Origin of the sequence: Hyphomonas sp. FCG-A18 (genome assembly GCF_045287255.1) — a bacterium.
In the GTDB taxonomy this organism is placed as follows: Bacteria; Pseudomonadota; Alphaproteobacteria; order Caulobacterales; family Hyphomonadaceae; genus Henriciella.
Genome location: NZ_CP137142.1, coordinates 152,718 through 179,607 on the forward strand (window position 1 = coordinate 152,718; position 26,890 = coordinate 179,607).

At 55.4% G+C, this 26,890-nt stretch carries 26 protein-coding genes; 11 read left to right on the forward strand and 15 right to left on the reverse strand.

Annotated elements, in window-relative coordinates:
• Positions 1-26: 26 nt before the first annotated feature.
• Positions 27-1,343, forward strand: coding sequence for a Y-family DNA polymerase (locus tag RYZ27_RS00720; RefSeq protein WP_406680445.1), 1,317 nt, complete (start codon positions 27-29; stop codon positions 1,341-1,343).
• On the opposite strand, the gene RYZ27_RS00725 is transcribed toward RYZ27_RS00720, so the two are convergent.
• The 8 genes from RYZ27_RS00725 to rsmI all read right to left on the reverse strand — a co-directional run bounded on the left by RYZ27_RS00725 (position 1,322) and on the right by rsmI (position 9,593).
• A complete protein-coding gene (locus RYZ27_RS00725) occupies positions 1,322-3,034 on the reverse strand; it encodes an AmpG family muropeptide MFS transporter (protein ID WP_406680446.1) in 1,713 nt (570 codons plus the stop codon). The two genes, RYZ27_RS00720 and RYZ27_RS00725, sit on opposite strands and share 22 nt — an antisense overlap.
• A complete protein-coding gene (locus tag RYZ27_RS00730) occupies positions 3,031-4,509 on the reverse strand; it encodes an ATP-binding protein (RefSeq protein ID WP_406680447.1) in 1,479 nt (492 codons plus the stop codon). The genes RYZ27_RS00725 and RYZ27_RS00730 overlap by 4 nt, the downstream gene beginning before the upstream one ends.
• A gap of 48 nt (positions 4,510-4,557) precedes the next feature.
• Positions 4,558-6,108: a YifB family Mg chelatase-like AAA ATPase gene (locus tag RYZ27_RS00735; protein ID WP_406680448.1), complete on the reverse strand. Its 1,551-nt coding sequence runs from the start codon at positions 6,106-6,108 to the stop codon at positions 4,558-4,560.
• A 60-nt stretch (positions 6,109-6,168) separates the two neighbouring features.
• Positions 6,169-6,552, reverse strand: a complete 384-nt coding sequence (locus tag RYZ27_RS00740; protein WP_406680449.1) for a hypothetical protein — start codon at positions 6,550-6,552, stop codon at positions 6,169-6,171.
• Positions 6,553-6,579: 27 nt separating this feature from the next.
• Positions 6,580-7,530 (reverse strand): glutathione synthase, encoded by a 951-nt coding sequence (gshB, locus tag RYZ27_RS00745; RefSeq protein ID WP_406680450.1) that lies wholly within the window; start codon positions 7,528-7,530, stop codon positions 6,580-6,582.
• Between the two features lie 76 nt (positions 7,531-7,606).
• A complete protein-coding gene (locus RYZ27_RS00750; protein ID WP_406680451.1) occupies positions 7,607-8,263 on the reverse strand; it encodes a BON domain-containing protein in 657 nt (218 codons plus the stop codon).
• A 63-nt stretch (positions 8,264-8,326) separates the two neighbouring features.
• Entirely contained in the window at positions 8,327-8,698 is a 372-nt protein-coding gene (locus RYZ27_RS00755; RefSeq protein WP_406680452.1) for a YraN family protein, read from the reverse strand.
• Positions 8,691-9,593 (reverse strand): 16S rRNA (cytidine(1402)-2'-O)-methyltransferase, encoded by a 903-nt coding sequence (gene rsmI, locus RYZ27_RS00760; RefSeq protein ID WP_406680453.1) that lies wholly within the window; start codon positions 9,591-9,593, stop codon positions 8,691-8,693. The genes RYZ27_RS00755 and rsmI overlap by 8 nt, the downstream gene beginning before the upstream one ends.
• On the opposite strand from rsmI, the gene RYZ27_RS00765 reads away from it, so the two are divergent.
• On the forward strand, positions 9,587-10,900 hold the full coding sequence (locus RYZ27_RS00765; protein WP_406680454.1) for a penicillin-binding protein activator: 1,314 nt from the start codon (positions 9,587-9,589) through the stop codon (positions 10,898-10,900). The two genes, rsmI and RYZ27_RS00765, sit on opposite strands and share 7 nt — an antisense overlap.
• A gap of 5 nt (positions 10,901-10,905) precedes the next feature.
• Here the strand turns inward: RYZ27_RS00765 and ccrA are convergent, their stop codons facing one another.
• On the reverse strand, positions 10,906-12,177 hold the full coding sequence (gene ccrA / locus RYZ27_RS00770; protein ID WP_406681794.1) for a crotonyl-CoA carboxylase/reductase: 1,272 nt from the start codon (positions 12,175-12,177) through the stop codon (positions 10,906-10,908).
• 62 nt (positions 12,178-12,239) lie between these two features.
• On the opposite strand from ccrA, the gene RYZ27_RS00775 reads away from it, so the two are divergent.
• Positions 12,240-13,211 carry an aminotransferase class IV gene (locus tag RYZ27_RS00775; protein ID WP_406680455.1) on the forward strand — a complete coding sequence of 324 codons (972 nt, stop codon included), beginning with the start codon at positions 12,240-12,242 and terminating at the stop codon, positions 13,209-13,211.
• Here RYZ27_RS00775 and RYZ27_RS00780 read toward each other — a convergent pair.
• On the reverse strand, positions 13,206-13,769 hold the full coding sequence (locus tag RYZ27_RS00780; RefSeq protein WP_406680456.1) for a hypothetical protein: 564 nt from the start codon (positions 13,767-13,769) through the stop codon (positions 13,206-13,208). The genes RYZ27_RS00775 and RYZ27_RS00780 overlap by 6 nt on opposite strands.
• 161 nt (positions 13,770-13,930) lie before the next feature.
• Between RYZ27_RS00780 and RYZ27_RS00785 the strand changes: the two genes are divergently transcribed.
• A complete protein-coding gene (locus RYZ27_RS00785; RefSeq protein WP_406680457.1) occupies positions 13,931-15,919 on the forward strand; it encodes a methylmalonyl-CoA mutase family protein in 1,989 nt (662 codons plus the stop codon).
• A gap of 18 nt (positions 15,920-15,937) precedes the next feature.
• Positions 15,938-16,486 (forward strand): pseudouridine synthase, encoded by a 549-nt coding sequence (locus RYZ27_RS00790; protein ID WP_406680458.1) that lies wholly within the window; start codon positions 15,938-15,940, stop codon positions 16,484-16,486.
• Here the strand turns inward: RYZ27_RS00790 and RYZ27_RS00795 are convergent.
• On the reverse strand, positions 16,483-17,712 hold the full coding sequence (locus RYZ27_RS00795; protein ID WP_406680459.1) for a multidrug effflux MFS transporter: 1,230 nt from the start codon (positions 17,710-17,712) through the stop codon (positions 16,483-16,485). The genes RYZ27_RS00790 and RYZ27_RS00795 overlap by 4 nt on opposite strands.
• Positions 17,713-17,874: 162 nt before the next feature.
• Here RYZ27_RS00795 and RYZ27_RS00800 point away from each other — a divergent pair, with 162 nt between their 5' ends.
• On the forward strand, positions 17,875-18,912 hold the full coding sequence (locus RYZ27_RS00800; RefSeq protein ID WP_406680460.1) for a calcium/sodium antiporter: 1,038 nt from the start codon (positions 17,875-17,877) through the stop codon (positions 18,910-18,912).
• A 2-nt stretch (positions 18,913-18,914) separates the two neighbouring features.
• The gene (queF, locus tag RYZ27_RS00805) at positions 18,915-19,382 is read left to right on the forward strand and encodes a preQ(1) synthase (RefSeq protein ID WP_406680461.1); all 468 of its coding nucleotides are present in this window, start codon (positions 18,915-18,917) and stop codon (positions 19,380-19,382) included.
• On the opposite strand, the gene RYZ27_RS00810 is transcribed toward queF, so the two are convergent.
• Together RYZ27_RS00810 and RYZ27_RS00815 are read right to left on the reverse strand one after the other, a co-directional pair.
• Positions 19,379-20,020, reverse strand: a complete 642-nt coding sequence (locus RYZ27_RS00810) for a hypothetical protein (protein WP_406680462.1) — start codon at positions 20,018-20,020, stop codon at positions 19,379-19,381. The two genes, queF and RYZ27_RS00810, sit on opposite strands and share 4 nt — an antisense overlap.
• A 43-nt stretch (positions 20,021-20,063) precedes the next feature.
• Complete coding sequence (locus RYZ27_RS00815; protein ID WP_406680463.1) at positions 20,064-22,145, reverse strand: amino acid permease; 2,082 nt, start codon at positions 22,143-22,145, stop codon at positions 20,064-20,066.
• 176 nt (positions 22,146-22,321) lie between these two features.
• Between RYZ27_RS00815 and RYZ27_RS00820 the strand changes: the two genes are divergently transcribed.
• From RYZ27_RS00820 to RYZ27_RS00835, 4 genes are all read left to right on the forward strand, one after another.
• Positions 22,322-23,017 (forward strand): hypothetical protein, encoded by a 696-nt coding sequence (locus RYZ27_RS00820; RefSeq protein ID WP_406680464.1) that lies wholly within the window; start codon positions 22,322-22,324, stop codon positions 23,015-23,017.
• Between the two features lie 23 nt (positions 23,018-23,040).
• Complete coding sequence (locus RYZ27_RS00825) at positions 23,041-23,727, forward strand: DUF2270 domain-containing protein (RefSeq protein WP_406680465.1); 687 nt, start codon at positions 23,041-23,043, stop codon at positions 23,725-23,727.
• A 138-nt stretch (positions 23,728-23,865) separates the two neighbouring features.
• Entirely contained in the window at positions 23,866-24,483 is a 618-nt protein-coding gene (gene rpsD, locus RYZ27_RS00830) for a 30S ribosomal protein S4 (protein ID WP_406680466.1), read from the forward strand.
• Positions 24,484-24,561: 78 nt separating this feature from the next.
• Positions 24,562-25,389 (forward strand): PPK2 family polyphosphate kinase, encoded by an 828-nt coding sequence (locus RYZ27_RS00835; RefSeq protein WP_406680467.1) that lies wholly within the window; start codon positions 24,562-24,564, stop codon positions 25,387-25,389.
• 11 nt (positions 25,390-25,400) lie between these two features.
• Here RYZ27_RS00835 and RYZ27_RS00840 read toward each other — a convergent pair whose 3' ends face one another.
• Together RYZ27_RS00840 and RYZ27_RS00845 are read right to left on the reverse strand one after the other, a co-directional pair.
• Positions 25,401-26,093 (reverse strand): GIN domain-containing protein, encoded by a 693-nt coding sequence (locus RYZ27_RS00840; RefSeq protein WP_406680468.1) that lies wholly within the window; start codon positions 26,091-26,093, stop codon positions 25,401-25,403.
• 101 nt (positions 26,094-26,194) lie between these two features.
• Positions 26,195-26,809: a hypothetical protein gene (locus RYZ27_RS00845; protein WP_406680469.1), complete on the reverse strand. Its 615-nt coding sequence runs from the start codon at positions 26,807-26,809 to the stop codon at positions 26,195-26,197.
• Between the last annotated feature and the right edge of the window lie 81 nt (positions 26,810-26,890).

Sequence of the window (26,890 nt, forward strand, 5' to 3'; positions counted from 1 at the left end):
TGTTCCTATTATGTTCTAATGGGTTCATGCGCCTGCCGACCGAAATTGAAAGCTTGTATCTCGACTTTGATGGCTTCTTTGCCAATGCAGAGAAGACGCTGCGCCCTGAATTCGCTGAGCGTCCCGTCGGGGTGATCCCGCTCAATTCCAAGCATACCAGCCTGATCGCGCGATGTTACAAGGCTAAGGCTTATGGCATACAGCGCGGCACGAGTGTTGCCGAAGCAAGGCGGCTGTGCCCGGATATTGCCCTTCTGATCGCCCGTCATGACGACTATGTCCGCTTGCATCATGATATTCTGGGGGTTCTGGACCAGTTCGTGCCGGTTAAGAAAGTCTGGTCTGTTGATGAAATGGAATGTGCCCTGATTGGCCGTGAGCGTCGGACATGTGTCGAACTGGCGCATAAGATCAAGACGGCCTTGCGAGAGACATTTGGGCCTTATCTGACCTGCTCGATTGGGTTAGCCCCAAACCAGTTTTTAGCCAAAGTTGCTGCGGAAATGAACAAGCCGGATGGCTTGGTTGTCATGCGTCCGCAGGATTTACCAGGGCGGTTATTTGAACTCTCGCTGACCGCCCTACCGGGTATTTCACGAAACATGCAGAAGCGCCTGAATAGTTCCGGTGTGTATAGCGTTGAAGATTTATGGGACCTGTCACCAAAGCATGCCCGCAAGATCTGGCACAGTGTTGAGGGGGAGCGGATGTGGGCGAGCCTGCGTGGTTATGCGATTGATCGCCCTGAAACCGCGCGGCGGATGTTTGGACATGGCCGAATCCTGTCCAGCGACTGGCGAGCACCGGACAAGGCCCGGGACTGCTTGCGTTTGTTAACCGTCAAGGCTGCCCGGCGATTACGCCGGGAAGGCTATACGGCGAGTGCGCTGAGTATTTCACTGGGGCTGACAAATGGGCAACGCTGGAGCCACGAAACGCGTTTCTTTCCGGCGCGCGATGATCATACCTTTCTGACAGAGATGAACCGCCTGTTTCAGGTCGGCTTGCAGATGAGCGGAGCCACGCGTTTCAAGAAGGTTTCGGTGATGCTGCATGGCATTGCCAGTCTGGGTGAGACGTCGGACGATCTCTTCGAACAGGCCGAGCAACGCTCAGATCGAACGCGCTGGGAAACCCTGACGGATGTGATGGACACATTAAATGCCCGGAATGGGAATTGTGTCGTTTCGCTTGGGGTCACGAAAGAGCCACCGGGTGGATATGCCGGGGCTAAAATCGCGTTTGGCCGTGTCCCTGATCTGAATGACTTCGCGCTAACGCCGGATGCTGCGCGTGGGCATGCCCAAATGTTGGAACGCAATCAGGAAGACGCGATTGGTTGAGTGTTCATTTTGCGGCGTATGGCTTCAATCACGGATAGGGCAACAGCCACCATGCCGAGCCAGAACGTGATGATGAAGACAGTATAGTAGCCTTCAGCTTCAATCATTTCACCAAGCCAGGCACGACCCAGAGTGCCCAGCAGCATGGTGAGAGACCCAAGCAGGGCATATTGCACGGCGGCGAAGCGCGGGTTCACCACAGACGTAAGGTAAGCAACAATGGCAACGCTGGCAAAGCCGCCAGCGAGGTTTTCCCCAGCAATAGCCATCATCAGGCGCGCCATGCGTTGTCCTTGATCCGGAGCAACCGGGTCAGGGGAAATGGTTGCGGCCCATTCTGCAAATGCGATGAGGGGCGTATCGAGGTGGGTAAACGCGAGGAAGGTATCCATGCCTGCGCCCCCCGCGGACAGATCTGCGAAGAGAAGATTGGTCGCAGCGGCCAACACGGCCCCGGCAATCAAGACGGGCATCCGGCCAATGAAAGCAATAATCACAGCGCCAAGACCCGCCCCGGCAATCGTCATCAGGACGCCAAAGAATTTTGAGGCAATCGCGACATCATCCATTGTATGATGGAGTGCGCCGAAGCGGTCATCCAGATAAAAGGGATAGGCAAAGGCACCCCAAACCGCATCTGTGAAGCGATAGGTTAAGGCAAGTAGCAGGACCAGAATAACGCCCCAGTGCATACGCTGAATGAGCTCCATAAGGGGATCAAAGATCGCCCGGAACAGAGCCCTGAAAAGGCTGCCCTTGCTGTCAGCTGGAGTCAGCGTTGCCTTCACTTTAAATGTGTAAAGCAACCATGCAGCCAGCAAGGCAGGAAGCAACACAGTCAGCCCAACAATGACCGGCCCTTGATTGCGGACGAAATTACGGGCGCTAGGCTCTGTATTTAAGATCAAGGCCTCTGTCATGAACCATAAGATCATGCCGCCCGCGATCAGCCATCCTGTGCTAATCGTCAGGGTTGCGCGCTGCCGGATACTTTTCGACAGGCTGGTAAAGAAAGACGGACGTTCCTCATCACGATTGATCCCTGCATCGGGCTCTGGTGCGATCAGGGTGCCAATTGCCGCCAGCGCCATCATAGCGCCGATCATGATGTAAACAGCACTCCAGCCGATCCGCGCGGCCAACATGAGTGCCAAAAATCCAGTAATGAAACCTGATAAGCGATAGCCGAACTGATAGAGGGCAGCCATCAAATCCTTATCGACTTCGGAGCGTGCGACCTCAATGCGCCAAGCATCCAGGACAATATCATGGGTGGCGGACATCAGAGCGATGCTGAGGGCAAGGATCGCGACAAAGCCGATATTGTTGACGGGGTCAGCCAGCGGTAGAAGTGCCAGCAAGATGGCCATCGGAATTTGAAACAGGATGAGCCATGAGCGCCGCGCGCCCAAACGCTGAAACGGAATAAATTTCGGGGTTTGGAAGGCTGGGGCCCAAAGATACTTAAACGAGTAGCCAAGCGTAATAATGGACAAAATACCGATGGTTGACGGGGTAACGCCCTCTGTTGTGAGCCAGGCATTCAACGTGCCGAGCACCGCGCCATAGGGTAGACCCGCCGCGAAGGCGAGCAGTAGCATGGCCAACATGCGCCGATCTTTAAGAGCTGCAAAGGCCTGCAGAAAACGTGGCTTTTGGGACTCTATTGAATCGGCGCTGATTTCACTCATGCAACACTCGCTGTTTCATCCGGGGTGATCCACTCAAAGGCCAGACGGCGCAGGGTTGAGGCATCAAGTGGCTTTGCAGCAACCCCTGATGCTCCGGCCAGCCGCGCACGTTTTTCAATGTCAGGATTAATCTCGGCTGAAATAGCGATAATCGGGACGGTATTTCCGTCACTCCGCAAATGGCGCATCGCCTCAAATCCGTCCATGATTGGCATTCGTAGATCCATGAAGACCAGATGTGGCGTGATTTGGGCAATCACGTCGAGGGCTTCACTGCCGGTTGAGGCTGTGGTGACAGAAAAACCCGCCGATTCCAGGGCGCGTTGCGCGATCAGGGCATTGATTGGGTTATCATCGGCAATCACAACGCGGGCATTATCAGCGGTCATGTTTTCAGGATCGATGGCTTCACTTCCGGCGATGGCCAGTTCAGTCCGCCTGATGAGGGAAGCATGCCGAAGCGGTCGGACCAACCAACCTGACACGCCGAGTTCCCGAAACTTTGGCAGCTGTCCACGATCTTCCGGTCGCAGGAGGACGAGGACACGACTTCTTTTGCAGAGCTTGCGAATCAGCGGGGCTGGGGTGGTCGCGTCAACAAGGATCAGATCGGCTGCTGCTGAGAGCGCAGCTTCTGGTGGTTCGACATAGATAACTTTATGCTCCTGCGCGAGCAGGCAACTCGCGGCGCTCATGGTTGTTGCAGGCGGCAGACCCGCAAAAACCAGTGTATGTCGCACTGTGTTGCCGGGGGTTGATGTGTTTACGGGGGTCGTGGCTTCGGCCGGGAGCTTGACCGTAAAGGTCGCTCCAAGGCCGGGTTGGCTCTCGAGCGAGACATGCCCACCCAAAACAGTTGTCAGCCGCGCAACAATCGCAAGCCCCAGGCCAACCCCGCCGTCCTTTTCTGCGTCGCTGGCATTGGCCTGACGAAAAGCGGTAAACAGGGTGTCTTGAGCCTTGGTTGAAATGCCCGGGCCGCTATCGCGGATATGGCAGATCAGTTGATCATGATCGTAGTTGAGATCGACCAGAATGGCGCCGGTTTCGGTAAACTTTAGCGCGTTGCCGATCAGGTTGAAGAGGATTTGGCGTAGCTTGCCACCATCACAAAGTATGCTGTCCGGGAGGTTGGGACTGGCCCGAACAGCGAGGTCCAGGCCTTTGGCATGGGCGCGCGGGCTGAGCAGTTCAGTGACTTCCTGAGCCAGATCCAGAGGTGAGCACTCTGATCGATCAATCGACACTTCTCCAGAATCCAGACGCGCATAGTCCAGCATATTGTTGAGCATCTGAAGCAGGCGTGTACCAGAGGTGCGGATCGCCTCGGCATATTCGCGCTGAGCCGGGGTCATATCTGTTTCCAACAGGAGAGACACGGTTCCCAGAATGCCATTCAGAGGCGTGCGGATCTCATGACTGGCTGTTGCGAGAAAGGCCTGTTCAGGCGAAAGGGGCGTATCACTTTGTGTCATGGCACTGTGTATGTCACAAAGCCCTGAGTTTATACTTAACGCGATCAGTTATTGTGCCAGTGCCGTTTGCGACAGAGCGGTCGTTTCACCGGGTGGGCGCCGTCGATAGGATAAGGCTTCGGCAATATGCAGGCGGCGAACCCCGGTCGCGCCATCAAGGTCGGCGATTGTGCGCGCAACTTTCAAGACACGATGATAGGCCCGCGCGGACAGGTTCAGCTTCATGGCGGCATCTGCAATAAGGGCCTGCCCTTTCTCATCAGGAGTGGCTGATTGTTCGAGGATCGAGCCCGTCGCATCGGCGTTTACAAGGCGCGTGAAAGCGGGCTCTGCATCTTGATAGCGATCTGCCTGCATGGCTCGCGCTTGCGCCACACGCGCCGCTGCCTCTGCAGAGCCGTCTTGTGGTGCTGGCAGGGTGAGGTCCATCGCGGTGACGGGGGGCGTATCGAAGAACAGATCAATCCGATCCATAAAGGGGCCTGACAGGCGCGCCTGATACTGCTCCGCGCACTTGGGCCCGCGCCGACAGGCGCCATCGCCAGGGCCGCCACCACACCGGCAAGGGTTCATCGCCGCAACAAGCTGGAAACGAGCCGGGTATTTGACATGGCGATTGGCGCGCGAGATCACAACTTCGCCATCCTCAAGAGGCTGTCGTAGACTGTCGAGGACCTGGGCGCTGAACTCAGGCAGTTCATCCAGAAACAGGATGCCATGGTGGGCGAGGCTGATCTCTCCAGGTCTCGCTTTCATGCCCCCGCCCACAAGCGCGGCCATACTGGCACTATGATGCGGGCTGCGGAACGGGCGCGTGCGTGAGAGCTGGCCACGCTCAAGTAAACCAGCCACCGATTGAATCTGGGACACTTCAAGCAGTTCGCGCGCAGAGAGGGGCGGCAATAGTCCGGGCAAGCGCTTGGCCAGCATAGATTTGCCGGATCCGGGTGGGCCACAATAGAGCAGATTATGTCCACCGGCGGCCGCGATTTCGAGGACACGTTTGGCCCCTTCTTGGCCCTTAACATCGCGGAGGTCGGGCAGAGGCGGGCTATCGGCCAACTCTCCGGGTGGTGGACATGACAAAGGCGCGCGCCCGGCAAAATGATTGATCAGACTGATAAGGTTTGGCGCAGCAAGATTGCCTTCGCCAGCCCAGGCGGCTTCCGGGCCGCATATTTCTGGACAGATTAAACGCAAGTCCAGTTCGAGCGCCTGCATGGCCGCGGGTAAAACACCCAGCGTTTGAACCAATCGACCATCAAGGGACAGCTCGCCAAGCGCGGCGTGTCCATCCAGTGCATCTGCCGGGATGACGCCCATACTGGCCATGATTGCCAGTGCGATCGCGAGATCATAATGGCTGCCTTCCTTGGGCAGATCAGCCGGGGCGAGATTCACAATGATCCGCTTTGGGGGCAGGGCGAGACCAATGGATGAAAAGGCTGCTCGTACCCGTTCCCGGCTTTCACCAACGGCCTTATCCGGCAGACCAACAATATGGAAAGAGGGTTGTGAGGCCCCAACCATCTGGACCTGTACGTCCACCGGCTTGGCCTCTATCCCCTCAAATGCGAATGTCGAAATCCTGCAAACCAAAACGTCCTCCCAGCACCTGAGAGGACGGTATCAGAAGATTTGGAACAAAGAAAGAACTTTTTAGTTCGGGAGACGAAGAATCTCGTCATCCTCTTCTGGTAAATCCGGAATTACGGGTGCCGTATCGTCTTCTGGCAAGACCGGGGCGCTAATCTCCGGAATGTCGCTGAGAAGAGACTCTGTGCGGGCTTCATCGCCAAAATCGAAATCGCCAAGACCGCTGCCTGAGCTATCCTCAAAGCCAATATTGAAGCCGTCATTCCCACTATCGTCGCTGAAAAGATCGAGGTTGAAGCCGCTATCTTCTGCAGGCGCGCTTGCAGGTGTTTGTGAAACATCTGCGGGAGGTGTTTCAACCGCCGCTTCTGTAGCTGGCGGCGATTCTGAACAGGCGACCCCCGCAAGAGCGAGGGTCACAATGCTGGCAAAGGAAAAAGCTTTCATATTCATGCCTTCAATGTGTCTGCCACGTTAGGTACTGGCAAGTTTTTCTTGCACCGTTTCCCAGAACATCGCTGCTGGATCGCGGCCTGTAAAGTCCCGGACTTGCTGAACCCCGGTCGGAGACGTGTTGTTCACTTCGGTGAGATAACCCCCGATGACATCAATACCAACTAAGACCTGACCCTTGGCTTTGAGATCCGGTCCGATCGCTGCGCAGATGGCAAGATCAGCTTCTGACAGCTCGCTCGCTTCAGCCGTTCCGCCAACTGCGAGGTTGGAGCGTGCATGCCCTTTTTGCGGAACACGATTGAAGCCGCCAACGGCTTCGCCATTGATCAGAATGATACGCTTATCCCCTGCAGCCACCGCAGGCAGAAAGGCTTGAACGATCAGGGGTTCACGGGTGCGTCCGAGAAACAGATCAATGAGCGGCCCAAAATTATTGTCGCCCGGTTTGACATGGAAAACATCGCCGCCACCAAAGCCATAAAGCGGTTTGACGATCACATCCTTATGCTCTTCCCGAAATGCACCAATGCTCGCCCTGTCACGGGAGATAAGCGTCGGCGGCATGAAATCCTGAAAGGCCATGGGGTAGAGCTTTTCCGGGCCGGAGCGTACATGCTCAGGATCATTCAGGACGAGCGTCTGCCCCTTTAATAGCTCCAGAATGTGGCAGGCCGTGATGTATGACATGTCAAATGGCGGGTCCTGTCGCATCAGCACAACATCAATATCATCTTGCAGGCTGACATTACGGCGATCTGAGAAAATTGCGGGCGTGCCCGGTACGCGCTGAACCTTTAGGGGTCTTGCCCATGCGGTGATACGACCGGCATTATAGGACAGGTCTTCGGGCTGGTACTCGAATAATTCTGCGCCGATCTTCTGCGCGGCTTCTGCTAAAGCAAAGGTGGTATTGCTTTCAACATTAGCGGTTTCGAGGGGATCAGTCTGGATCGCGACGCGCAGGGTCATGGACGCTCCTTGGAAAGGTTAGGCGCCCTATATGTGTCGTCCAGCAGGCGATTGAAAGCACTGATTTTAATAACGTTTAGCTGCCCGGCCCGCCAAGCAGTTCGCCAGTATCGCGCGGGCCATCAGAATCGGCAGGGCGATATGGGACAATCTGGCCACGCGCATCGCGGAGGCGAACATAGGACACAACTTTGGTCACGCCGCCAGCGAGGCTGGCCTCGCGCGCCGCAGCTTCAAGCTCCTTGGCATTACGGGCGACGCCCATGAGGTAGACAACCCCGCCATAGGTTTCGACATTAAAGTTGCGGGCTTTCACGCTTTTCGAGCCGAGCAGGCGAGAGCGGACGCGCGTACTGATCACCTCATCAGAGGCATTCGCGAAGAACCCGCCCGGTGGTTCAATCTTGATCTCGTTCGCAACCTCGCGGACACGGGGCGATGCCCAGGCGAGGCTTTCCGCTCTGACTTTTTGTTCCGGGGTCATCACCCGTCCAGAAAGCAGGACAAGGCCACCGGCGACCTCAACGTCAACTTCGGAGAGACCATATTCTGCTGTAATCAGTCTGGTTTTGACCTCGTTGGAGACGGTTGCGTCATCAAGGGCCTCTCCAGCTGTGCGCTCTTGCGATGCGGTGACACCCACAGCGGCTGCGCCGCCCAGAACCGCGGTCGCACATGCTCCGGTCAGCGGTAGGATAGCAATCAGGCCAAGCGTGGCGGCAATGCGGGTCATCGGACTCTCCCTGTCTTGGCTCGCAATATTGCGGGCAAGGGTTAAGTCCGGGTTGCGGCAAGACTATGGCCGCCAATAATCTTTGAAATGATGAGGAAGGCTGAACGGTGTGACCGCAATCAGATCATAGCGCCAATCCAGATCCTGCGTGAACCCGCGTTTTCCCGCCCAGCTTTCCGCTGTGCGAGCAATACGCTGCCAGCTCTGTGGCGGGACGGCTTGTTGGCAGAGCGCGCGAGTTGGGCGCTGCTTAACTTCGACAAAAGCCAGGATTGAACCGCGCTTGGCAATCAGGTCGACTTCGCCCATTGGAAGGCGAACCCGGCGGTCGAGAATTGTATAAAGCTTGGCCTGCAGAAACAGGGCCGCAAAGGTCTCTGCCTGTCGGCCTCGCGCCTCGGCTTTTCTGCGTGATTTCCGTGTGGGTCTAGCCATCTTTGAGAGTCAGAGCGCGCTGATAGGCATCGCGTTTTGGGATATTGAACTGCGCAGCGACCTGATTGGCTGCCTGCTTCATGGGTAGGGTTTCAAGGGCAGTTTTCAGGGCATTATCAATCTGATCCTGATCCAGTGCCTGTTCGACAGGTGGGCCGATCAGCAGGACAATCTCGCCCTTTGGCGGCGAGCTTTCAGCATAGTGCTGTGCCAGTTCCTCGAGCGTGCCGCGGCGGGTTTCCTCAAATAGCTTGGTGAGCTCGCGTGCGACCGCTGCAGTCCGATCTTTTCCAAGCACTTCAGACAGGTCCGCAAGACTGCTGGCCAGCCGCGGGCCTGTTTCATAAAAAACCAGAGTTGCCGGAATTTCTGCCAGGCGTGCGGCTTCGCTTTGCCGACCCTTTGATTTTGCGGGCAAGAAACCGCAAAACATAAACCTGTCACTAGGCAGGCCGCTGGTGACCAGACCTGCCAACAAAGCTGAGGCACCGGGGACCGGGATGATTTTATGTCCGGACTCTGAAGCCTCATGGACCAGTTTATAGCCCGGATCAGAGACGAGCGGGGTTCCGGCATCGCTTATCAGGGCGAGCGAAGCTCCAGAGGCGAGTTTTTCCAGAATGTCCGGGCGGCGGATTGCCCCATTATGGTCATGATAGGGGCTGACTTTGGCGCGGATATCATGGGCATCTAGCAATCGGCGAGCAATGCGTGTGTCTTCAGCCAGGATTTCGTCGGCCTGTCTTAAGACATCGAGGGCGCGAAGCGTAATATCGCGCAGATTGCCGATGGGTGTGGAAACAACATAAAGGCCGGGGTCTAGCGGTTGCGCCGCCCCGCGCGTGGATTTAGGTTCGCCAGATAGGCGACTCGAAGAGGATATATCAGATGACATCTCGGCCAGCATCGCGCTTTGCAGCCCTCGCGCCAAGCCTGTTTTTTTCTGCTTTCCTCATTCTTGCGGGATGCGCGACACAACCTGCTGGTCCTGTGGGGCCAATCTCAAGCGGGCAACCCCGGGTAGACCCTGTGCCGGGCGAGGGTATCGACGGTGAGGAGACCGGAGAGCTTGGCATGGGGGAGCTTGAGGGTGAGGGTGGTGAAGAGGCGATAGTCGCTTACACACCGCCATTCATGCAGGATCGTGAGCTGGTGCGCGCTGGTGTGGCTTTGCCGTTCAGTCACCCCAATGCCAATGTCCGCAAGCAGGCTGAAGGCATGCTGGCCGCAATTGAACTCGCGCTGTTTGACCATGCGGGGCCAGATTATGTCCTGATCCCGGAAGATACACGCGGGGCAACGGATCAGGCTGCTGAAGTGGCTGAAGCTTTCCGGCGCAATGAAGTTGATATGGTCTTTGGCCCTCTATTTGGCGCGAATGTGCCGATTGTTCGTGAAGGTTTGAGCGGTACAGGTGCACCGATCATCGCTTTTTCAAATGATAGCACCGTTGCAGGCGGCGGAGCATGGCTTGCCTCTGTTGCGCCTGAGGAAGAGGTTCGCGCGATTGTCCAGTATGCGGCTTTGCGGGGCTATAGCAGCTTCGCCTATTTCGGGCCGAATTCCGCGCTTGGTCAGAAAGTACAACGCGCGCTTGAATTTGAAGCGGTCCAGAGTGGTGGGCAGGTCATCACCTCGGCTTTCTATCTCTCGAGCACAATAAACCCCGATACTGAAGCGAAAACCTTTGCGCGTACCATTATGGCTGCGGTCAACCGTGGTGAGCGGGTGGCCGTTCTGGTGCCCGAGCGGGGCAACCGTTTGCGCCGTATTGCGCCGCTTTTGGCTTATGAGGGGGTCGACACCCGCGAGGTGAAAATGCTGGGCATTGGGTCCTGGAACGATCCTGATGTCTGGCGTGAACCTAGCTTGCGCGGTGCGTGGTTCCCGGCTGCGCCAAAGATCGAAATGGATGACTTTGTCACCCGTTATACCCGTCAATATGGCCAGTCCCCAACATCCCTTGGTGCTGTTGCCTATGATGCTGCAGCCCTATCGATGGCGCTGTCACAGGATGGCGACCTGACGGTCTCCGAACTGACCAATCCAGATGGTTTTGCCGGGGTAAATGGCCTGTTCCGCTTCCGCTATGATGGTGCGGCGCAGCGGGGGCTTTCAATCCTGGAGATTGATCCACAAAGCGAAACGGGCGTGAGCGAAGTCCAGCCCGTTCCACAAGCGTTTACGCCAGTTATAAACTAGCGGGCTTATTGCGCCGGAAGTGGCCCAACCTCGAGAACATCCTCAACAGTGCGCAGCCCCGGCTTCGGGCTGCTAACCAGAACGGCCATATTACCCGGGGCATGCTTGTTATCGAGCATCTTCTCATGTGCAGCCGGAATATCAGCCCAGCTGAAAACCTCTGACATACATGGGTCAATCCGGCGGTCGATAACCAACTGGTTTGCTGCGCTGGCCTGTTTCAGGTGGGCAAAGTGGCTACCTTGAACGCGTTTCTGGCGCATCCACAGGAAGCGCGCATCCATGGTCAGGTTAAAGCCCGTCGTACCGGCGCAGATTACAACCATGCCACCACGCTTCACGACGAAGACAGAGACGGGGAAAGTGCTTTCACCGGGATGTTCAAAGACGATATCGACATCTTTGCGACCCGTGATTTCCCAGATCGCTTTGCCGAACTTTCGGCTCTCGCGCATATAGTCGGAAAACTCCGGACCGTTCACAGTCGGGAGCTGCCCCCAGCAATTATAGTCTTTGCGGTTCAGGACGCCCTTTGCGCCCATGGAATAGACAAAGTCCTTCTTGTCATCTGACCCAACCACGCCGATCGCGTGTGCCCCCGTCACCGCACAAAGCTGTACTCCAAAACTGCCAAGGCCGCCGGAAGCGCCCCAGACCAGAACATTCTGGCCTGGTTTCACGATATGTGGGCGATGACCAAACAGCATGCGGTAGGCGGTCGCCAGTGTCAGCGTGTAACAGGCGCTTTCTTCCCATGTCAGGTGCTTCGGGCGGGGCATACACTGGCGCGCCTGTACCCGGCAGAACTGCGCGAAGGAACCATCCGGCGTTTCATAGCCCCAGATTCGCTGGCTGGGTGAGAACATGGGATCGCCGCCATTGCATTCCTCGTCGTCGCCATCATCCTGATTACAGTGAATCACGACTTCATCACCGGGTTTTACACGGGTGACTTTACGGCCTACCGCCCAGACGATACCTGACGCATCAGACCCGGCAATGTGATACTCTTCCTTATGCCCATCGAAGGGTGAAATCGGCTCCCCAAGAGCCGCCCAGATTCCATTATAATTGACACCTGCCGCCATAACGAGGACCAGAACCTCATCACTATCAATCTCCGGGACCGGGACTTGCTCAACCTGCATCGCGGTGGCTGGGCGACCATGGCGTTCGCGGCGAATGGCCCAGGCGTGCATGAACTTCGGAACGTGAAACTCCGGCGGGATTTCCCCGATGGCATAAATATCTTTTTTCTCGCGGCTGACGGTTTGCATGGTGTCAGGCATCCTTTCCTCCTGTTTGCACTCCGGCGTGGCTTACATACCATCTTCACGAAATGCGTGTTCTGGGTCAGAGTGACTTCACAATTGTTGCATTGCAAGAGCAAATTGTGCATCGCAGCAATTATTCATTGGTCTTAAGTGCGAGTGTTGCAAACATGTCAAACACGTCTTGGGTGTATGTGAACGGGGACTTTGTTCCTGCCGAAAACGCCAGAATTTCTCCCTTTGATCGAGGGTTCCTGTTTGGCCAGGCCGCTTATGAAGTAACCGCCGTTTACAATGGCAAACTGATTGATTTTGAGGGGCATTTGGCGCGGTTAAGCCGGACACTGGCCGGTATTGAAATCGCAGAACCAGACGTAGACCTTGCCTCATTACATCAGGAAATTATGACGCGGAATAATCTGACTGAAGGTTTGATTTATCTGCAGGTGACAGGCGGGGTGCATGGTCCGCGTGATTTTTACGGGCCGGAGGAGCTGACACCGGGCCTTTTCATGTTTGCCACACACAAGACTCTCATCGGAGACCTCGCGCAAGATGGGATTACAGCGATTTCGATTGAAGATACGCGATGGAAACGCCGCGATATGAAGACCACACAGTTGCTTTCGCAAACGCTGGCCTATCGCGAAGCGCGGCGGGCTGGGGCGCACACAGCGATTATGCATGAAGATGGATTTGTTACCGAAGCAGCGTCGGCTAATACTTGGATAGTCGGTGCAGATGAAACGCTGGTTACGCGGGACCTCTCGCGCGCTTTGCTGCCGGGCATAACCCGTAGAACGTTAGCAGATTTGCTGCGCCAAAATGGTCTGCGGGTTGAGGAGCGTGCCTACACACTGGAGGAAATGTTCGCTGCTAATGAAGCGTTCATAAGCTCTACAGGCGTCGTGATTGCGCCCATCCTATCGATTGATCAACGACCTATTGGGACAGGTCAGCCGGGGCCAGTGACCCGGCAAGTGCAGCAGATTTACTATGACTATCTTGGCGCCGACACTGGGGTGATTGACTGGCTATGATTTCTTATCCGGGTCAATGACTTCACCTTCAACGGTGAACGCGTCATCGTCATTTGCGGCTTGCCCAGCGCCTTGCTGGGCCTGCATTTCACTAAACATGCTCTGCATCTGTCCCATCATTTCCGCCATCTGATTGGCACCGGAGCGCGCTGAGAGCCAGGCGAATATGCCTGCTATGATTGCTGGAACCAGCAGGAGCCAGAGATCAGTTGTGGCTAACGCCTGCTGAAACTCTGTTTCCTGAAACAAAGCTGCGATGAGCGCAGCCAGGCCAAAAGCCAGCAAATATCCAACAAGGCCAATACCAAAGCGGCGACCCATGCCAGCATATGCATTCTGCACCTGCCCACTGGCATTCGGGTTTAGCATGGTTTGCAGGTTCATCACTGGCGATGGGCTCAGCTTGCGAATGAGTATGGTTGTCGCGGTGGCTGTCAGGGCTAGCAGTGGAATAATCAGGAACGAGCGGTTCATTGCTCCTGCCGTAAGGGCGGCCATAACAAAGGCAACGGGGCCAGCAACACGCAACAAGAGCGGAAACAATAAAGCAGTGGGCATCAGAACCTCCGTTTATGCTGTGGCTGATATAGGCTCTGGCACGGGAATGGAACCGGGATTTCCCAAGGATCGTGCGATTTCGTCTCAGTCATAGGGGCTTGCCGAAAGCTTTCGTCTCCGCCATGTTGCGCCGCAACAAAATAAAATTTCGGAGGACAATCATGGCAGATACGGCATTCCAGCATGCAGCAGATCGGCCATGGATTTTCCGAACCTATGCTGGGCACTCAACGGCACAAAAGTCGAATGCGCTTTACCGGAAGAACCTGTCCAAAGGACAAACGGGCCTGTCGATCGCATTCGATCTACCAACTCAGACCGCTTACGATAGTGATCATATCCTTGCCCGTGGTGAGGTTGGGAAGGTTGGCGTTCCGGTTGGCCATCTCGGTGACATGCGTACCCTGTTTGCAGAGCTGCCGCTTGAGGAAATGAACACCTCAATGACTATCAATGCGCCAGCAGCGTGGTTGCTCTCGCTCTATGTCGCTCTGGCGGATGAGCGAGGTGATGATCGGGCGAAGCTGCGTGGGACGACGCAGAATGATATTATCAAGGAATATCTCTCCCGCGGCACCTATGTCTTCCCGCCCCAGCCGAGCATGCGCCTGATCAGCGATATGGTGAGCTGGTGCTACACTGAGGTGCCGAAGTGGAATCCGCTCAATGTCTGTTCCTATCACTTGCAGGAAGCCGGCGCGACCCCGGAGCAGGAGTTGGCCTATGCGCTGGCCACAGCCTGTGCCGTTCTAGATGCGGTAAAAGCTGGCGGGCAGGTGCCCGAAGAGGATTTCAGCATTGTCTTTGGCCGTATCTCTTTCTTCGTGAATGCGGGTGTGCGCTTTGTCACCGAGCTGTGTAAAATGCGGGCTTTTGTCGACCTCTGGGAAGAGATTGGCAAAGAGCGTTATGGTGTCACCGACACTAAGGCGCTGCGCTTCCGTTATGGCGTACAGGTAAACTCGCTCGGCCTGACCGAGCCACAGCCAGAGAACAATGTGTACCGCATCCTGATTGAGGCACTGGCGGTCACCCTGTCAAAGCGGGCGCGCTGCCGGGCTTTGCAATTGCCGGCGTGGAATGAAGCGCTTGGTCTGCCGCGGCCATGGGACCAGCAATGGTCGCTGCGGATGCAGCAAATCCTCGCTTATGAGACGGACCTTCTGGAGTATGAGGACCTGTTTGATGGTTCTCATGTTGTGGATGGTAAGACCACACAGCTCAAGGACATGGCCCGGGAAGAATTGTCCAAGATTGATCAGATGGGCGGCGCGGTCGAGGCGGTTGGTTATATGAAAGAAAGCCTCGTTGGGGCGCATATCGATCGCATCAAGGGAATTGAAAGCGGCGATCTGAAAGTCGTCGGCGTCAATGCCTACACCCAGACCGAGGAAAGCCCGCTGGGCGCAGGTAATGATGCGATCCAGACTGTCGATCCCATGGTGGAACGCCAGCAGGTTGAAGCGCTGAAAAGCTGGCGCGCAAAGCGCGATAATGGGGCGGTAGAAACTGCCCTTGCTGCCCTGAAAGAAGCGGCCGTGTCTGGCACAAATATCATGGAACCTTCCATCGCTGCAGCAAAGGCTGGGGTAACCAGCGGTGAATGGGGGACAGCACTGCGCGAGGTCTTCGGCGAGTATCGTGGCCCGACGGGCGTTGCGGTCTCGATCGAAACGGGCGGTGATGAAGCGATTGAGAAAACAAAGGCTCGCGTTGACGCTCTATCAGAGCGGATGGGCCGTCGCCTGACTTATGTTCTGGGCAAGCCTGGCTTGGATGGGCACTCCAATGGCGCCGAACAGATTGCGGCTCGCGCACGCGCCTGCGGGATGGACGTCGTCTATGATGGCATTCGCTTCACGCCAGCTGAAATCGTTGCGCAGGCCAAAGCCGCTAATGCGCATGTGATCGGGCTTTCAATCCTGTCTGGAAGCCATCTTGATCTGGTTCGGGAGACACTCGCCCAGATGCAGCAAGCCGGAATGGAGTCTGTTCCGCTCGTCGTCGGGGGGATCATTCCATATGAGGATGAGCAGGCCTTGCGGCAGATGGGGGTGCGCCGCGTTTACACGCCAAAAGACTTCATGATCACGGATATCATGGATGATGTCGTCGATGTTGTTGAAGCCCGCTGGCTACAGGATGCCTGATGGGTTAGGGCGTGCCCCATGACTCGTATCATTCTGTTCAACAAGCCATTTAACGTCCTGTCTCAGTTCACCGATAAGGGGACTGAGAGCACGAAGCGTCAAACCCTGTCGGACTTTATCGATGTTCCGGGCGTTTATGCTGCCGGGCGCTTGGATAAGGATAGCGAAGGCCTGCTGGTCCTGACCGATAATGGTAAGCTGCAAAACCGGATCAGTGACCCAAAGCACAAGACGACAAAGTCTTACTGGGTTCAGGTTGAGGGTATTCCCAGTGAAGAGGCTCTGACGGCTCTACGGGAGGGCGTGGATTTGAAGGATGGTCGCACGGCACCAGCGAAGATCCGCCGGGTTGAGGAGCCTCAAGGCCTGTGGCCCCGGACCCCGCCCATCCGGTTTCGCAAAAGCGTACCGGATAGCTGGATTGAGGTCACGATTGCTGAGGGGCGCAACCGGCAGGTGCGACGGATGACAGCCGCGGTCAGGCATCCAACATTGCGTCTGATCCGTCATCGCATTGGGGAATGGCGGCTGGCAGATCTTGCCCCCGGCACGTGGCGGGATGCCTAGCGGGAGCTGAACAGTTTTCCGCGTTCGGTCCATGTGATGATACTCAGCGACAGGATGCCAAGGCCGACAAAGCCGATCATGACAGGGATTACGCTGCCATTGAACTGGCTGGCGACAAGATAGCCAAAGCCGCTAGCCACGGTACTGGTGGCAAATCCGTAGGCCGCACTGGCCGTTCCTGCGATTTTTCCAAGCGGCTCCAGAGCGAGCGCTGAGAAGTTGGCACCCATCATGCCGAAACAGGCAAAAGTCAGACAGAAAAGCGGATAGAAAATCCAAAGCTGTTCGCCAAAGATCTGCATCAGGATGACATTGAGGCTTGCCAGAACAAGGAAGGCGAACATCACGCTATGGCTGATCCGGCGCATCCCGATGCGCTCGACAATTCTCGCATTGGTGAAGTTAGCGACGCCGAGACAAGCGGCAACGCCTGCAAACCAGAGGGCAAATGTCTCTTCCATACCGAATACGTCGCTGAAAATCTGCTCAGAGGCCGCAACAAAGGCGAAGAGGGCACCAAAGATGACCCCGCTGGCGGCCATATAACCAAAGGTCACACGTGTGGTCAGAGTCTGGCGATAGGCGCGGGTGGTCTGCGTCATGTTCAGGGGCTGGCGCGCGGTCTCCGGCAAGGTTTCCGGCAGACGGACCTGAACCCAGGCCAGCATGATCAAACCGGCAAGACCCAGAACCCCGAATGTCCACTCCCATGGGGCAAACAGCATGATCCCCGCGCCAATGGTTGGGGCGAGAATAGGCACGATCATAAAGACGGTCATGACCAGAGACATGACCCGGGCCATCGCTCGGCCGGCCATCAGATCTCGAACGATTGAAACTGCGATAACCCTGACGCCAGCAGCAAACACGCCTTGAATGAAGCGGACAACAAGCAGCATCCAGAATGCATTGGTTGCCATACACAGGAAGCCAGCGATCGCATAGCCAATCAGGCAAAGCTGCAAGAGCCCCTTGCGTCCGAAGCGATCTGAGACGGGGCCAAAGAACAGCTGCGGGACCCCAAATCCCATCACATAAATGAACACCACGAGTTGCTGATCATTGGGGTTTGTGAGGTCATAATACTCAGAAATATCGCCGAGCGCTGGCAGCATGATATCGATGGCCAGCGCGTTCAGCGCCATGAGCGCAGCCACAAGAGGTACCAACTCCCACAAAGGAAGTGGGAGTTTGCGATCTGTTTCAATTGGCGCTTGTTCAGCCACGGTCGGCTCCGGTTCGCATCTAGGCGTGCCGTATTGGACCTGTCGCTCAGGGTCGGCAAGTGAAAATTCGTGACAGAGCAAATTTCCAACCGCTAACGCCCCATTGGCTTTCTGGGAGGAGTGATCCATATGTGTCGGGGCGTTCAGAGGGCCTTTTTGATAATGATGATTGCTATTCTAATCCTTGCCGGATTTGTTCTGTTATTTGTCGGTGGGGAGGCTTTGGTCAGAGGCTCCGTTGGGGTAGCCCGAAAAGTGGGCATGTCAGAGCTGATCATCGGTCTGACGCTTGTAGGCTTTGGCACAAGCCTACCGGAAATGGTCACCAGCTTGCAGGCCCTTTCGACCGGGGCGGTTGGCCTGTCTGTTGGTAATGTTATCGGTTCAAATGTTGCCAATGTGCTTCTCGTCATTGGCGCTGCCGCTTTGGTCGCGCCGATCCTGACCCAGCCGCGCGCGCTTGCCCGAGACGGCATCTTCATGGTCGCAGTGACAATCCTGTTTGCGGTACTCGTTTATTTCGACCTATTTACGCGCGAAGCCGGGATCGCGCTTGTCGCGCTTTTACTCTTCTACCTCGTTGGCTCGATCATTCTGGATCGCCGTGAGAACAGCGCGGCAGCGGCCATGCACGCTGAAGAGGCTGAAGAGTTTGAGACCGATGATCCGGTCTGGATTTCACTTTTGCTGACCCTTGGTGGGATCGCTGCGGTGATCTTCGGGGCTCGTTTCCTTGTGGATGGCGGTTCACAAGCGGCGCGCTTGTTTGGTGTGTCCGAAACGGTAATCGGAATTTCCATTGTGGCTATCGGGACCAGTTTACCAGAACTGGTGACCGCGATTATGGCCGCGCGTAAGGGTAAGGCCGATGTGGCCTTGGGCAATGTCCTTGGTTCGAACGTCTTCAACATTCTCGGCATTCTGGGCGTTTCGGCCATCGTTTACCCGTTCAGCCTGCTCAATGGCGGCGTTGTTTATGGGCTGGAGCAGCTCCGGTCAGTTGAGGCCGCTTTGTACTCAGTGTCTCTGGTCACCTGGACCGACATGGGAGCCTTGGTCCTGTCTGTCTTCTTGCTTGGCCTGTTTGCCTTTACCGGCAGACGGATTGCGCGACTGGAGGGCTTGATCCTTCTGGCCGGATACTTCCTCTATATGGCCCTTCGGTTTGAACTCATTCCAACCTTTAGCTTGGGGGTTTAGGTATGTCAGATAAAGATATTTACTCAGGGTTGGATCAACTCGGAAAACAAACTGGGGCACCCAGTTCACCCGATGAGGCAATCCTGGAGCGTGTGCCCAATCCGCATCCTGATACGCTTTATCTCGCGCGGTTTGTCTGCCCGGAGTTTACTTCGCTTTGCCCGGTGACGAACCAGCCGGATTTTGCGCATCTGGTGATCGATTATGCGCCCGGCGACTGGCTGGTAGAAAGCAAATCTCTGAAACTCTTCCTGACCGGTTTCCGCAATCATGGCGGTTTCCATGAGGATTGTACGCTGCGCGTGGGCAAGGATATTGCTGACCTGCTCGACCCGCGCTGGCTGCGTATCAGTGGTTATTGGTATCCGCGTGGCGGCATTCCCATCGATGTGTTCTGGCAGACGGGGAACGTACCTGAAGGCCTTTATGTCCCCGATACAGGGGTCGCGCCTTATCGCGGGCGCGGCTAGCTGCCCTCGCTTAGAATAGAGGCCTTGAACAGCTGATTATCGATCAGGTTCGATTGCCGTATCCGGATCCCTGTTCTCGCGGTGTATTGCCGGAAGATTGATTTTACGGTTTCATACAGCGGCGCAGGCAGCCAGGGGTTGATGATAACTGTGCTGATACAGCTCAGTTCTATCGGGATGATCTTTGACGCACTGCGGCTTTCATCGCGCGATTTGTAGATCGTTCGAAATTCTTGCTCCGCCTTGAAGGCGTGTCGTTTTGTGAAGGGGATGCTGTCGATCGGGATATTGTTCTTTTTGACATCCTGGATCTTCAGGTAGTCGACTGTGCGGGATTCCAGATTCGGGTCTCCTTCAAGCATGTCCAGATACACATCTTTCTTGAATGTGATGCAGATCCCGTCACTGGAATGGGTGAACACGCGCCAATGGTGATAAGTTTCAGAGGCCTCGGCAAAACAGATCGCGTGTAAGTTCTTAAGCCCCTTCTTCTCCTTGTACTGATCCATTAGGAACGCATCATTGCGATCATCCCACGTCTTGGGGCTGAGCAGGGTGATCCGCTTGTTCTGGATGATGTCCAGAGCCGATGCCATGGACGTATAGCGGCGTATATGGGTGCGTTTTGGAGCTGACATACCTGTGGCTAATCAGGTGTGCGTGTAACGATCAATCGAAAAATCAAAAATCGTTTCGTTTCAGGCGTGCCAAGTCATCAGGCTCACCAATCACCGCAACAAGATCACCTGGTTGGAGGACCTCTTTCGGTGCCGCGATGATAATGTTGCCATCTCGCTCAATGATCGCGATCAAACAGCTTTCAGGCAGGTCAAAATCGGCCAGAGGCTTGCCGACATGCTCTTCCAGATAAGGGAAATCGCTGATTGGGGCATGCAGGAAGTGGTCATCGCGCATCAGGATCTCGTTCATATCCTTGTCACTGGTGGCGGCGAGCCAGCGTCGGTCAAAATCAAAAGACTGAACCACTTCAGCGAGGTGACCGGCCAGACGCAGATCCAGACCCGCAGGTTTACGTGGGCAAAGCAAGACCATCACTGTGTGCACATCGCTGAGGCCGTCTATCGCAATACGTGTTTGCTGGCTAAACCGGAAAACGACCAGTTCAGGCCGCGTGATCATCTCATTACTGCGATAAGCAAGAACCACATGCTCGCTCAAGGGGTGCATGGTGGCGCGCCCGGTTGCGAAGACTTCATTGAGCGTTTCACGCTCAATATCGAAGGCTGAATGCGCAATATTCTTCACTTCCTCGACCAGCATATCGCGTGAATAGCTGCCGACGCTGTAATTGTGCACGACACAGCGTGCGATCAGATTTTCATAAGAGAGGTTCTGGTCCTGTGTGCGATCGTGGATGATGGTCATCAGCTCGCGCTCAAGCCCTTCATACCGCATTTGTCCCAAACGCTCGTGTACGTGGAAAATTGCGCCGCGGCGCTGCATATTGCCGGAGGCGTAGAACTGGTACCAGAAGGCACAGGCAATGGTCAGCATGCCCGTAAAGCCAATTGACAGGATGCCCATTTCAACGATCAGCCAGAAGCTGATCAGAATACCGACCACTTGTGTCCATGGGTAGAAGGGGGAGCGGAAGCCGGGCTTGTAGCTGGCAATCCGGCTTTCGCGCATCACGATCACCGCCAGACAGACGAGGCCAAATAGCAGCAACTGGAAGGCTGAGGCCAGTTTCGCAACCGCCTCAACATCAAACAGCAAGATTACTCCAATCATGACAGCAACGGTGACCATGATTGAAAAGGTTGGAGTGCCAAAGCTGCCCAATTGGCTGAACTGCTTAGGCATTAGTTTGTCCTTTGCCATCGCAAATGGATAGCGCGAAGCGGACAGGATGCCCGCATTCCCGGTTGAGGCAAAAGCGGCGATGGCGGCGACTACGATGAGAATAATGCCAAAATCGTACGGTACCCAGCCAAGGAATTTTTCGCCCGCATCAGCAACCGGGGTCAGGCTGTTATGTAGCTCTGCGGGTGGCAGCAAGTTGATAATGACGAGCGTCCCGAGGGTGTAAACCGCTGTCGCGGTAATCAGGGACAGGACCATGCCGAGCGGAATATTGCGGTCTGGATTCTGGATTTCTTCGGCGACTGAGGCGACCTTTGTCAGGCCGGCATAAGACACGAAGACTAGGCCGATTGTTGAGATGAAACCAACAAATCCAGCGCTAAAAAATGCCTCGTCCCCGCCATTGGGTTGCCAACTGTCTGTGATGCCCGTTTCAGAAAGGCCCAGAATGGTGAAAGCGGCGAGAATGATCACAAGCGTTCCAACCAGAACGCGTTGCAAAACGGTGGTTTCCTTGGCACCAAAGGCGTTGATCAGCCCGAAGACGATGGTCAAAATGACCGCCAACGCAATAATCGGCACATCGATGTAGAGGCTAAGGTAGGCGCCCATCCCAACCAGGGCGAAAGCGCTTTTAAAGATAACGGCGACCCATGAGCCAAGCCCGCCAATTGTTCCGAAAAGTGGCCCCAGAGCGCGGTCCAGGAAGTAATATGTCCCCCCTGCCTTGGGCATCGCGGTTGACAGCTCACCCATGCAGAACATGGCGGGCAAAATCAGCACGCCCGCAATCAGATAGGCAAGATAGACACTGTCACCGGTATATCCGGCGGCAATACCGGGTAGCAGGAAGAAGCCTGAACTGAACATCGCGCCTGTCGAGACCGCATAGACATCGAACAGGGTCAGATTCTTCTTTAGCTTTTGATCATTTGCCATGATGTGTAAGCCCCTCATTTGGGGTCCTCGCCCCTTACCAGGTGGAGTATTTAGGTGTGTTGCCCTGTCCTCCAAGCATTTTGTTGCACTGCAGCGGGTGCAAACCGTTTGATGTGTGACTCTTGGGCACTTTTACTGCTCAGCTTCCATTCACACCCGCCATGGCAAAGAAGGCCATGATCAGATTGTTTGTAATCCTTCTAGCGATGATGGGATGTAACTGGTTTGCCGCTGCTCAAGCGTCGGAACGGACCCCCATGCCGGAAAAAGCCCAGATGGTTGAGGCACTTTACCGTGCCGCCATCGCTTTGCCGCAAGACAAAAGAAAGCGGGCAGAACGCGCGATCGCTGATTTTGATGATGGCTCGCATGAGACAGGAGCGGATTATGGGTGGTCGAAGGCTGAACCGCTTCTCATGAATGGTGGAGTCGATGCTTTGATCCAGGCGGCTCGACAAAGCGGCGGACCTTTGCGCTATGCTCGTACCGATGCGCTACTTTCAGCCGGGGTACGTCTTCGTCTAACCGACCCTGAAGCGGCAACTCGGATCAATGCGGCGCTGTTGGAGCTTGCCGGGCGGGCTGATACGTTTGAGTTGATGATCTATGCGCATGCTGCGGCTGAACTGGCGGCCATTCGTTGTGATTCCGCCATGTTTAGATCAGCCACCCTGAAAACAGGGCTCTCGGACAGTCTTCGTTATGCCTTTTGGCGCGGGCGTTTCGAGGGCGATCTTACAACGCAAATCAAACGCGTTTGGGAAGAGTCGAGCAGCGAGGATACCCGGCATATCCGGCAAGCGATCGACGGGTATCGCCTGATCGATCAATATGGCTACTGTGCGACAAGCACTCTGGCAGTGGTCGATTAAGACTCCCATGGTATAGGGCAGGCATGACAGAACCTGATGCTGATCCGATCGAGCCGATTTGCGGCAGCGCTGAGGCTGGCGCACTCGCGCACCTATATCGCGCCGAAGTCTATCGTTCCACGATTTGGCGCCAACGGCTCGACATGACGACGAACTGGGCGGTGGTTTCAACCGGTATTGCCCTTTCGGTCAGTTTCGCGACAGCCAATGCATCGCCATTGCCAATTGTGCTGGTAGGCTTGCTTTCAGTGATGTTCCTGATCCTTGAAGCGCGTCGGTATCGGTATTTCACGGTGTGGAAGTTCCGGGCACGCCTGCTGGAGCTCGCGGTCTACGTGCCGATCCTGCAGGGCAAGGGGATCACCATTCCGCAGGATAAAGGCTCGCCTCTGTCCGATGACTATATTCACCCGCAGTATCGGATCAGCGGTCTGCGCGCCGTGGGTCGTCGTTTGCGCCGCAATTATGGCTGGATTTTCGGGATCCAGGGGCTGGCTTACTTTGCCAAGATTGCCATCCATCCCGTCGATGCCACCAGCCTTGAAGAGTTTATTTATCGGGCACATATCGGACAGGTGCCAGGCTGGCTCGCCATTCTGGCTGGGGTCGTGTTTCACATCACTTGGATATCAATCGCGATCTATACCTGGCGTCAGGAGAAATCAGACACGCGCATAATGGCCGATTATCTCGATCCGGATATGAACTAGGGGTGTTGTGGCTGCTTGACTCAAGTGGCTTAATCCTGTTTTAGACGCGGCTTCAGAACGGGTCGGTGTGGTGCTGCCGTTGCAATCGTCGTTTTCATCTGGAATTCGACCAGCCCACGTCAAAAATGGATAGATGCCATGTCACGTCGTCACTCGACGAAGTATAAGATTGATCGCCGCGTTGGCGAGAACATCTGGGGCCGCCCGAAGAGCCCTGTAAACAAACGCCCAAACAAGCCAGGACAGCACGGCCCCAACCGCCGCGGCAAAGTCTCTGACTATGGTATGCAGCTGATGGCCAAGCAGAAGCTGAAATTCTACTATGGCGACATCACAGAGAAGCAGTTCCGCAAGACCTATGACGAAGCTAACCGTCGCAAGGGGAACACTGCTGAGAACCTGATCGGCCTGCTCGAGTCTCGTCTCGACGCTTTCGTTTATCGCTCAAAGTTTGTGCCAACAATTTTTGCGGCGCGTCAGTTCGTCAATCACGGCCACGTCACTGTTAACGGCGTAAAGACCAATATCGGTTCTTACCGCCTGAAGCCGGGTGACGTTGTACAGATCCGTGAAAAGTCCCGCAATATGGCGCTGGTGCTTGAAGCGCTGGGTTCACCAGAGCGTGACCTGCCAGAGTATATCGAGGTTGATCCTAAAGCGATGACCGCGACTTATATCCGTATGCCAGAGCTGTCTGATGTGCCTTACCCGGTACAGATGGAGCCATCACAGGTCGTCGAATATTATTCTTCATAAGCAGTCATCTGCTTGCACAAATTCAAAAGCCGCGCTGTCATGGTGCGGCTTTTTTGTATGTGATTTCAGGAGGATATTATGGCCCATCCCACTATGGTCGAGGTTCGCGACGCTTTGATCGCCAAACCGGGCAAGCCATTTGATCTCCGTGCACGCGATAGCGGTGATCGCTCTTTATTCCCCGGAAAGCGAGAAGCCCGCATCAGCCTTAAGAAAGATGCGGCTGTCATCAATGAGCTGCAGGACAAGCTCTATGCCAATCGCGACCGGGCCTTGCTCGTTGTTCTGCAAGGGATGGATACGGCTGGCAAAAGCGGCGTAATCCGGAATGTCTTTGCCGACACCAGCCCTTTGGGTATGCAGGTTGAAGCCTTCAAAGCCCCGAGCAAAACTGAACTGGCGCATGACTATCTATGGCGTATTCATGATGCGGTCCCCCGAAAGGGGCGTATCGGTGTCTTTGACCGCTCGCATTATGAGGATGTTCTGGTCGTAAAGGTCCGCGAGTTTGCTCCAGCCGATGTCGTTGAACAGCGCTATGAGCAGATTAACAGCTTTGAGAAGCACCTCACTGAGAACGGCGTCACCATTCTGAAATTCATGCTGAATGTTGGGTATGAAGAGCAGGGCATTCGCCTTCAGGAGCGTATCACCGAAGAGCATAAGCGTTGGAAGTTTAATCCGGGTGATCTTGAGGACCGAAAGCTTTGGCCAGAGTTCATGGGGGCTTATGAGGCCGCGGTTCAGCGTTGCTCCACTGAGCACGCCCCTTGGTACATCGTTCCTGCAGACAGCCGCACACGCCGAAACGCGATGATTGCCCGGATCGTGCGCGGTGCACTCGAGGATATGGACCTCAGCTGGCCTGATCCGGGCTATAAGATGGAAGATTTCGACTTTAGCTAAAGCCGTATGGCCTAGCCGCGTAGGCGGACAGAGCCCGAAACAGATTTATCAATATCGGTTTCGGATGGGTTCCCGCGAACCGTAATATTAGCTCCGCTTGATGCCCCGGCTTCTATCGAGCGGCTCGTATGGATGGTGATGTCGGCGCCGCTAGACGCATCTGCTTCGCCTGTTTCACAGATCAGGTTGCCAGCATTGATGTCTGATCCTGAGGAAGCATCCGCCTCGATCGACACACACGTACCGCTGGCATCCAGGTCTGAACCACTGGAGGAATCAAGCTCGACATTGGTGGCCTGAATGCCGGTAATCGAGGCATCGGCCCCTGAAGAAGTGCGAATAGAGACTTTGTCGCCTGACAGGCCGCCGCCTTTAATGTCTGATCCGGAGGAGGCGCTAATTCTATCAAGCTGTGGGGCAGACACATTGACCTGATAGTCTGGCTTTTTACCCCAGCCCCAATTCTTCTTTTTGCGTCCGATGACCAGCGTGTCATTTTTCACGGTGATTTCGAGATCGCTGAAATCACCTTTGCGGTTCTCGGCGGTGATGGCGTAATCATCCCCGGTGCGGAAAGAGACATTAATACCCGCTGAAACGCTGATGCCAGTAAAACCGGTTTCTGTGTAGGTTCTGCTTTCTGCGGAAGCGGGTGATGAGAGCGCCAATGCGGCTGCACCGGCAACAAGGGATAAACGGATCATTCGGATGCTCCTGAGGCAAACGGTTAAACTTTGATCCTGAACGCCTGGGTGTAATACTTATTGAAAAACGATAAGTCAACAAGTTTTGACAACATATGTAGTCAGTCTTGCTTCTGCGAGGCTATGGGGGCGATCTTGCTGCGCCTGTAAATGAGTAACCCAACGAAGAACAGGCACGCCAAACCGACCGCGGCAGGGAATAAGACTGTCGTCCATGAATAGTTTTCCAGCGCCGCGATAACGAAGCCATTGCGCAAGGCACCGAGAGCGAAGAACAGAGCGTTTTCATCATAAGGTGCGTGATACGCCTTACGGACCGATGGCCCAAAGCCCAGCAGATCGACAAAGGTCAGGATCAAAACCGCTGACAATGCCGTCTCCGTCAGGAGCCATAAAGGCAGTGCGCTCATGGCGAGGAGGAGGAAGACCCAATCCATGCGCACGATGGTTGTGTCGCCTTTCTTTAGATAAGCGAGGATAGCGACACAGAGAGTAATCAGACCTGAAACCCCAATCGGCCAGGCACCGATCCCGGCGCCATCGCTGAGTTGCGCAACGAAGACAGTCACTGTTCCGAATGCCCATATCAACCATGAGAAGACGTGTGGGCGCACTGCGCCGCCCAGAACTCCCCTGAAATAGGGATAGAAGGCGACAAAGGTGAGGATCAGAGCGATCGCACCAAACCAGGTCTTTATGCTGCCGGGGTCAATCATGTGACCACTCTATACGTCTCTAAACAGGATACGACAGTAAGGGGGATACAAAAAAGCCCCGGACATGTCCGGGGCTTTTTG

What these genes read in the sequence shown, in the direction of transcription:
- RYZ27_RS00720 (WP_406680445.1), top strand. Translation starts at nt 27, where the DNA reads ATGCGCCTGCCGACCGAAATTGAAAGCTTGTATCTCGACTTTGATGGC.
- RYZ27_RS00725 (WP_406680446.1), bottom strand. Translation starts at nt 3,034, where the DNA reads ATGAGTGAAATCAGCGCCGATTCAATAGAGTCCCAAAAGCCACGTTTT.
- RYZ27_RS00730 (WP_406680447.1), bottom strand. Translation starts at nt 4,509, where the DNA reads ATGACACAAAGTGATACGCCCCTTTCGCCTGAACAGGCCTTTCTCGCA.
- RYZ27_RS00740 (WP_406680449.1), bottom strand. Translation starts at nt 6,552, where the DNA reads ATGAAAGCTTTTTCCTTTGCCAGCATTGTGACCCTCGCTCTTGCGGGG.
- gshB (WP_406680450.1), bottom strand. Translation starts at nt 7,530, where the DNA reads ATGACCCTGCGCGTCGCGATCCAGACTGATCCCCTCGAAACCGCTAAT.
- RYZ27_RS00750 (WP_406680451.1), bottom strand. Translation starts at nt 8,263, where the DNA reads ATGACCCGCATTGCCGCCACGCTTGGCCTGATTGCTATCCTACCGCTG.
- RYZ27_RS00755 (WP_406680452.1), bottom strand. Translation starts at nt 8,698, where the DNA reads ATGGCTAGACCCACACGGAAATCACGCAGAAAAGCCGAGGCGCGAGGC.
- RYZ27_RS00765 (WP_406680454.1), top strand. Translation starts at nt 9,587, where the DNA reads ATGACATCTCGGCCAGCATCGCGCTTTGCAGCCCTCGCGCCAAGCCTG.
- rsmI (WP_406680453.1), bottom strand. Translation starts at nt 9,593, where the DNA reads ATGTCATCTGATATATCCTCTTCGAGTCGCCTATCTGGCGAACCTAAA.
- ccrA (WP_406681794.1), bottom strand. Translation starts at nt 12,177, where the DNA reads ATGCAAACCGTCAGCCGCGAGAAAAAAGATATTTATGCCATCGGGGAA.
- RYZ27_RS00775 (WP_406680455.1), top strand. Translation starts at nt 12,240, where the DNA reads ATGCGTGTTCTGGGTCAGAGTGACTTCACAATTGTTGCATTGCAAGAG.
- RYZ27_RS00780 (WP_406680456.1), bottom strand. Translation starts at nt 13,769, where the DNA reads ATGCCCACTGCTTTATTGTTTCCGCTCTTGTTGCGTGTTGCTGGCCCC.
- RYZ27_RS00785 (WP_406680457.1), top strand. Translation starts at nt 13,931, where the DNA reads ATGGCAGATACGGCATTCCAGCATGCAGCAGATCGGCCATGGATTTTC.
- RYZ27_RS00790 (WP_406680458.1), top strand. Translation starts at nt 15,938, where the DNA reads ATGACTCGTATCATTCTGTTCAACAAGCCATTTAACGTCCTGTCTCAG.
- RYZ27_RS00800 (WP_406680460.1), top strand. Translation starts at nt 17,875, where the DNA reads ATGATGATTGCTATTCTAATCCTTGCCGGATTTGTTCTGTTATTTGTC.
- queF (WP_406680461.1), top strand. Translation starts at nt 18,915, where the DNA reads ATGTCAGATAAAGATATTTACTCAGGGTTGGATCAACTCGGAAAACAA.
- RYZ27_RS00810 (WP_406680462.1), bottom strand. Translation starts at nt 20,020, where the DNA reads ATGTCAGCTCCAAAACGCACCCATATACGCCGCTATACGTCCATGGCA.
- RYZ27_RS00815 (WP_406680463.1), bottom strand. Translation starts at nt 22,145, where the DNA reads ATGGCAAATGATCAAAAGCTAAAGAAGAATCTGACCCTGTTCGATGTC.
- RYZ27_RS00820 (WP_406680464.1), top strand. Translation starts at nt 22,322, where the DNA reads ATGATCAGATTGTTTGTAATCCTTCTAGCGATGATGGGATGTAACTGG.
- RYZ27_RS00825 (WP_406680465.1), top strand. Translation starts at nt 23,041, where the DNA reads ATGACAGAACCTGATGCTGATCCGATCGAGCCGATTTGCGGCAGCGCT.
- rpsD (WP_406680466.1), top strand. Translation starts at nt 23,866, where the DNA reads ATGTCACGTCGTCACTCGACGAAGTATAAGATTGATCGCCGCGTTGGC.
- RYZ27_RS00835 (WP_406680467.1), top strand. Translation starts at nt 24,562, where the DNA reads ATGGCCCATCCCACTATGGTCGAGGTTCGCGACGCTTTGATCGCCAAA.
- RYZ27_RS00840 (WP_406680468.1), bottom strand. Translation starts at nt 26,093, where the DNA reads ATGATCCGTTTATCCCTTGTTGCCGGTGCAGCCGCATTGGCGCTCTCA.
- RYZ27_RS00845 (WP_406680469.1), bottom strand. Translation starts at nt 26,809, where the DNA reads ATGATTGACCCCGGCAGCATAAAGACCTGGTTTGGTGCGATCGCTCTG.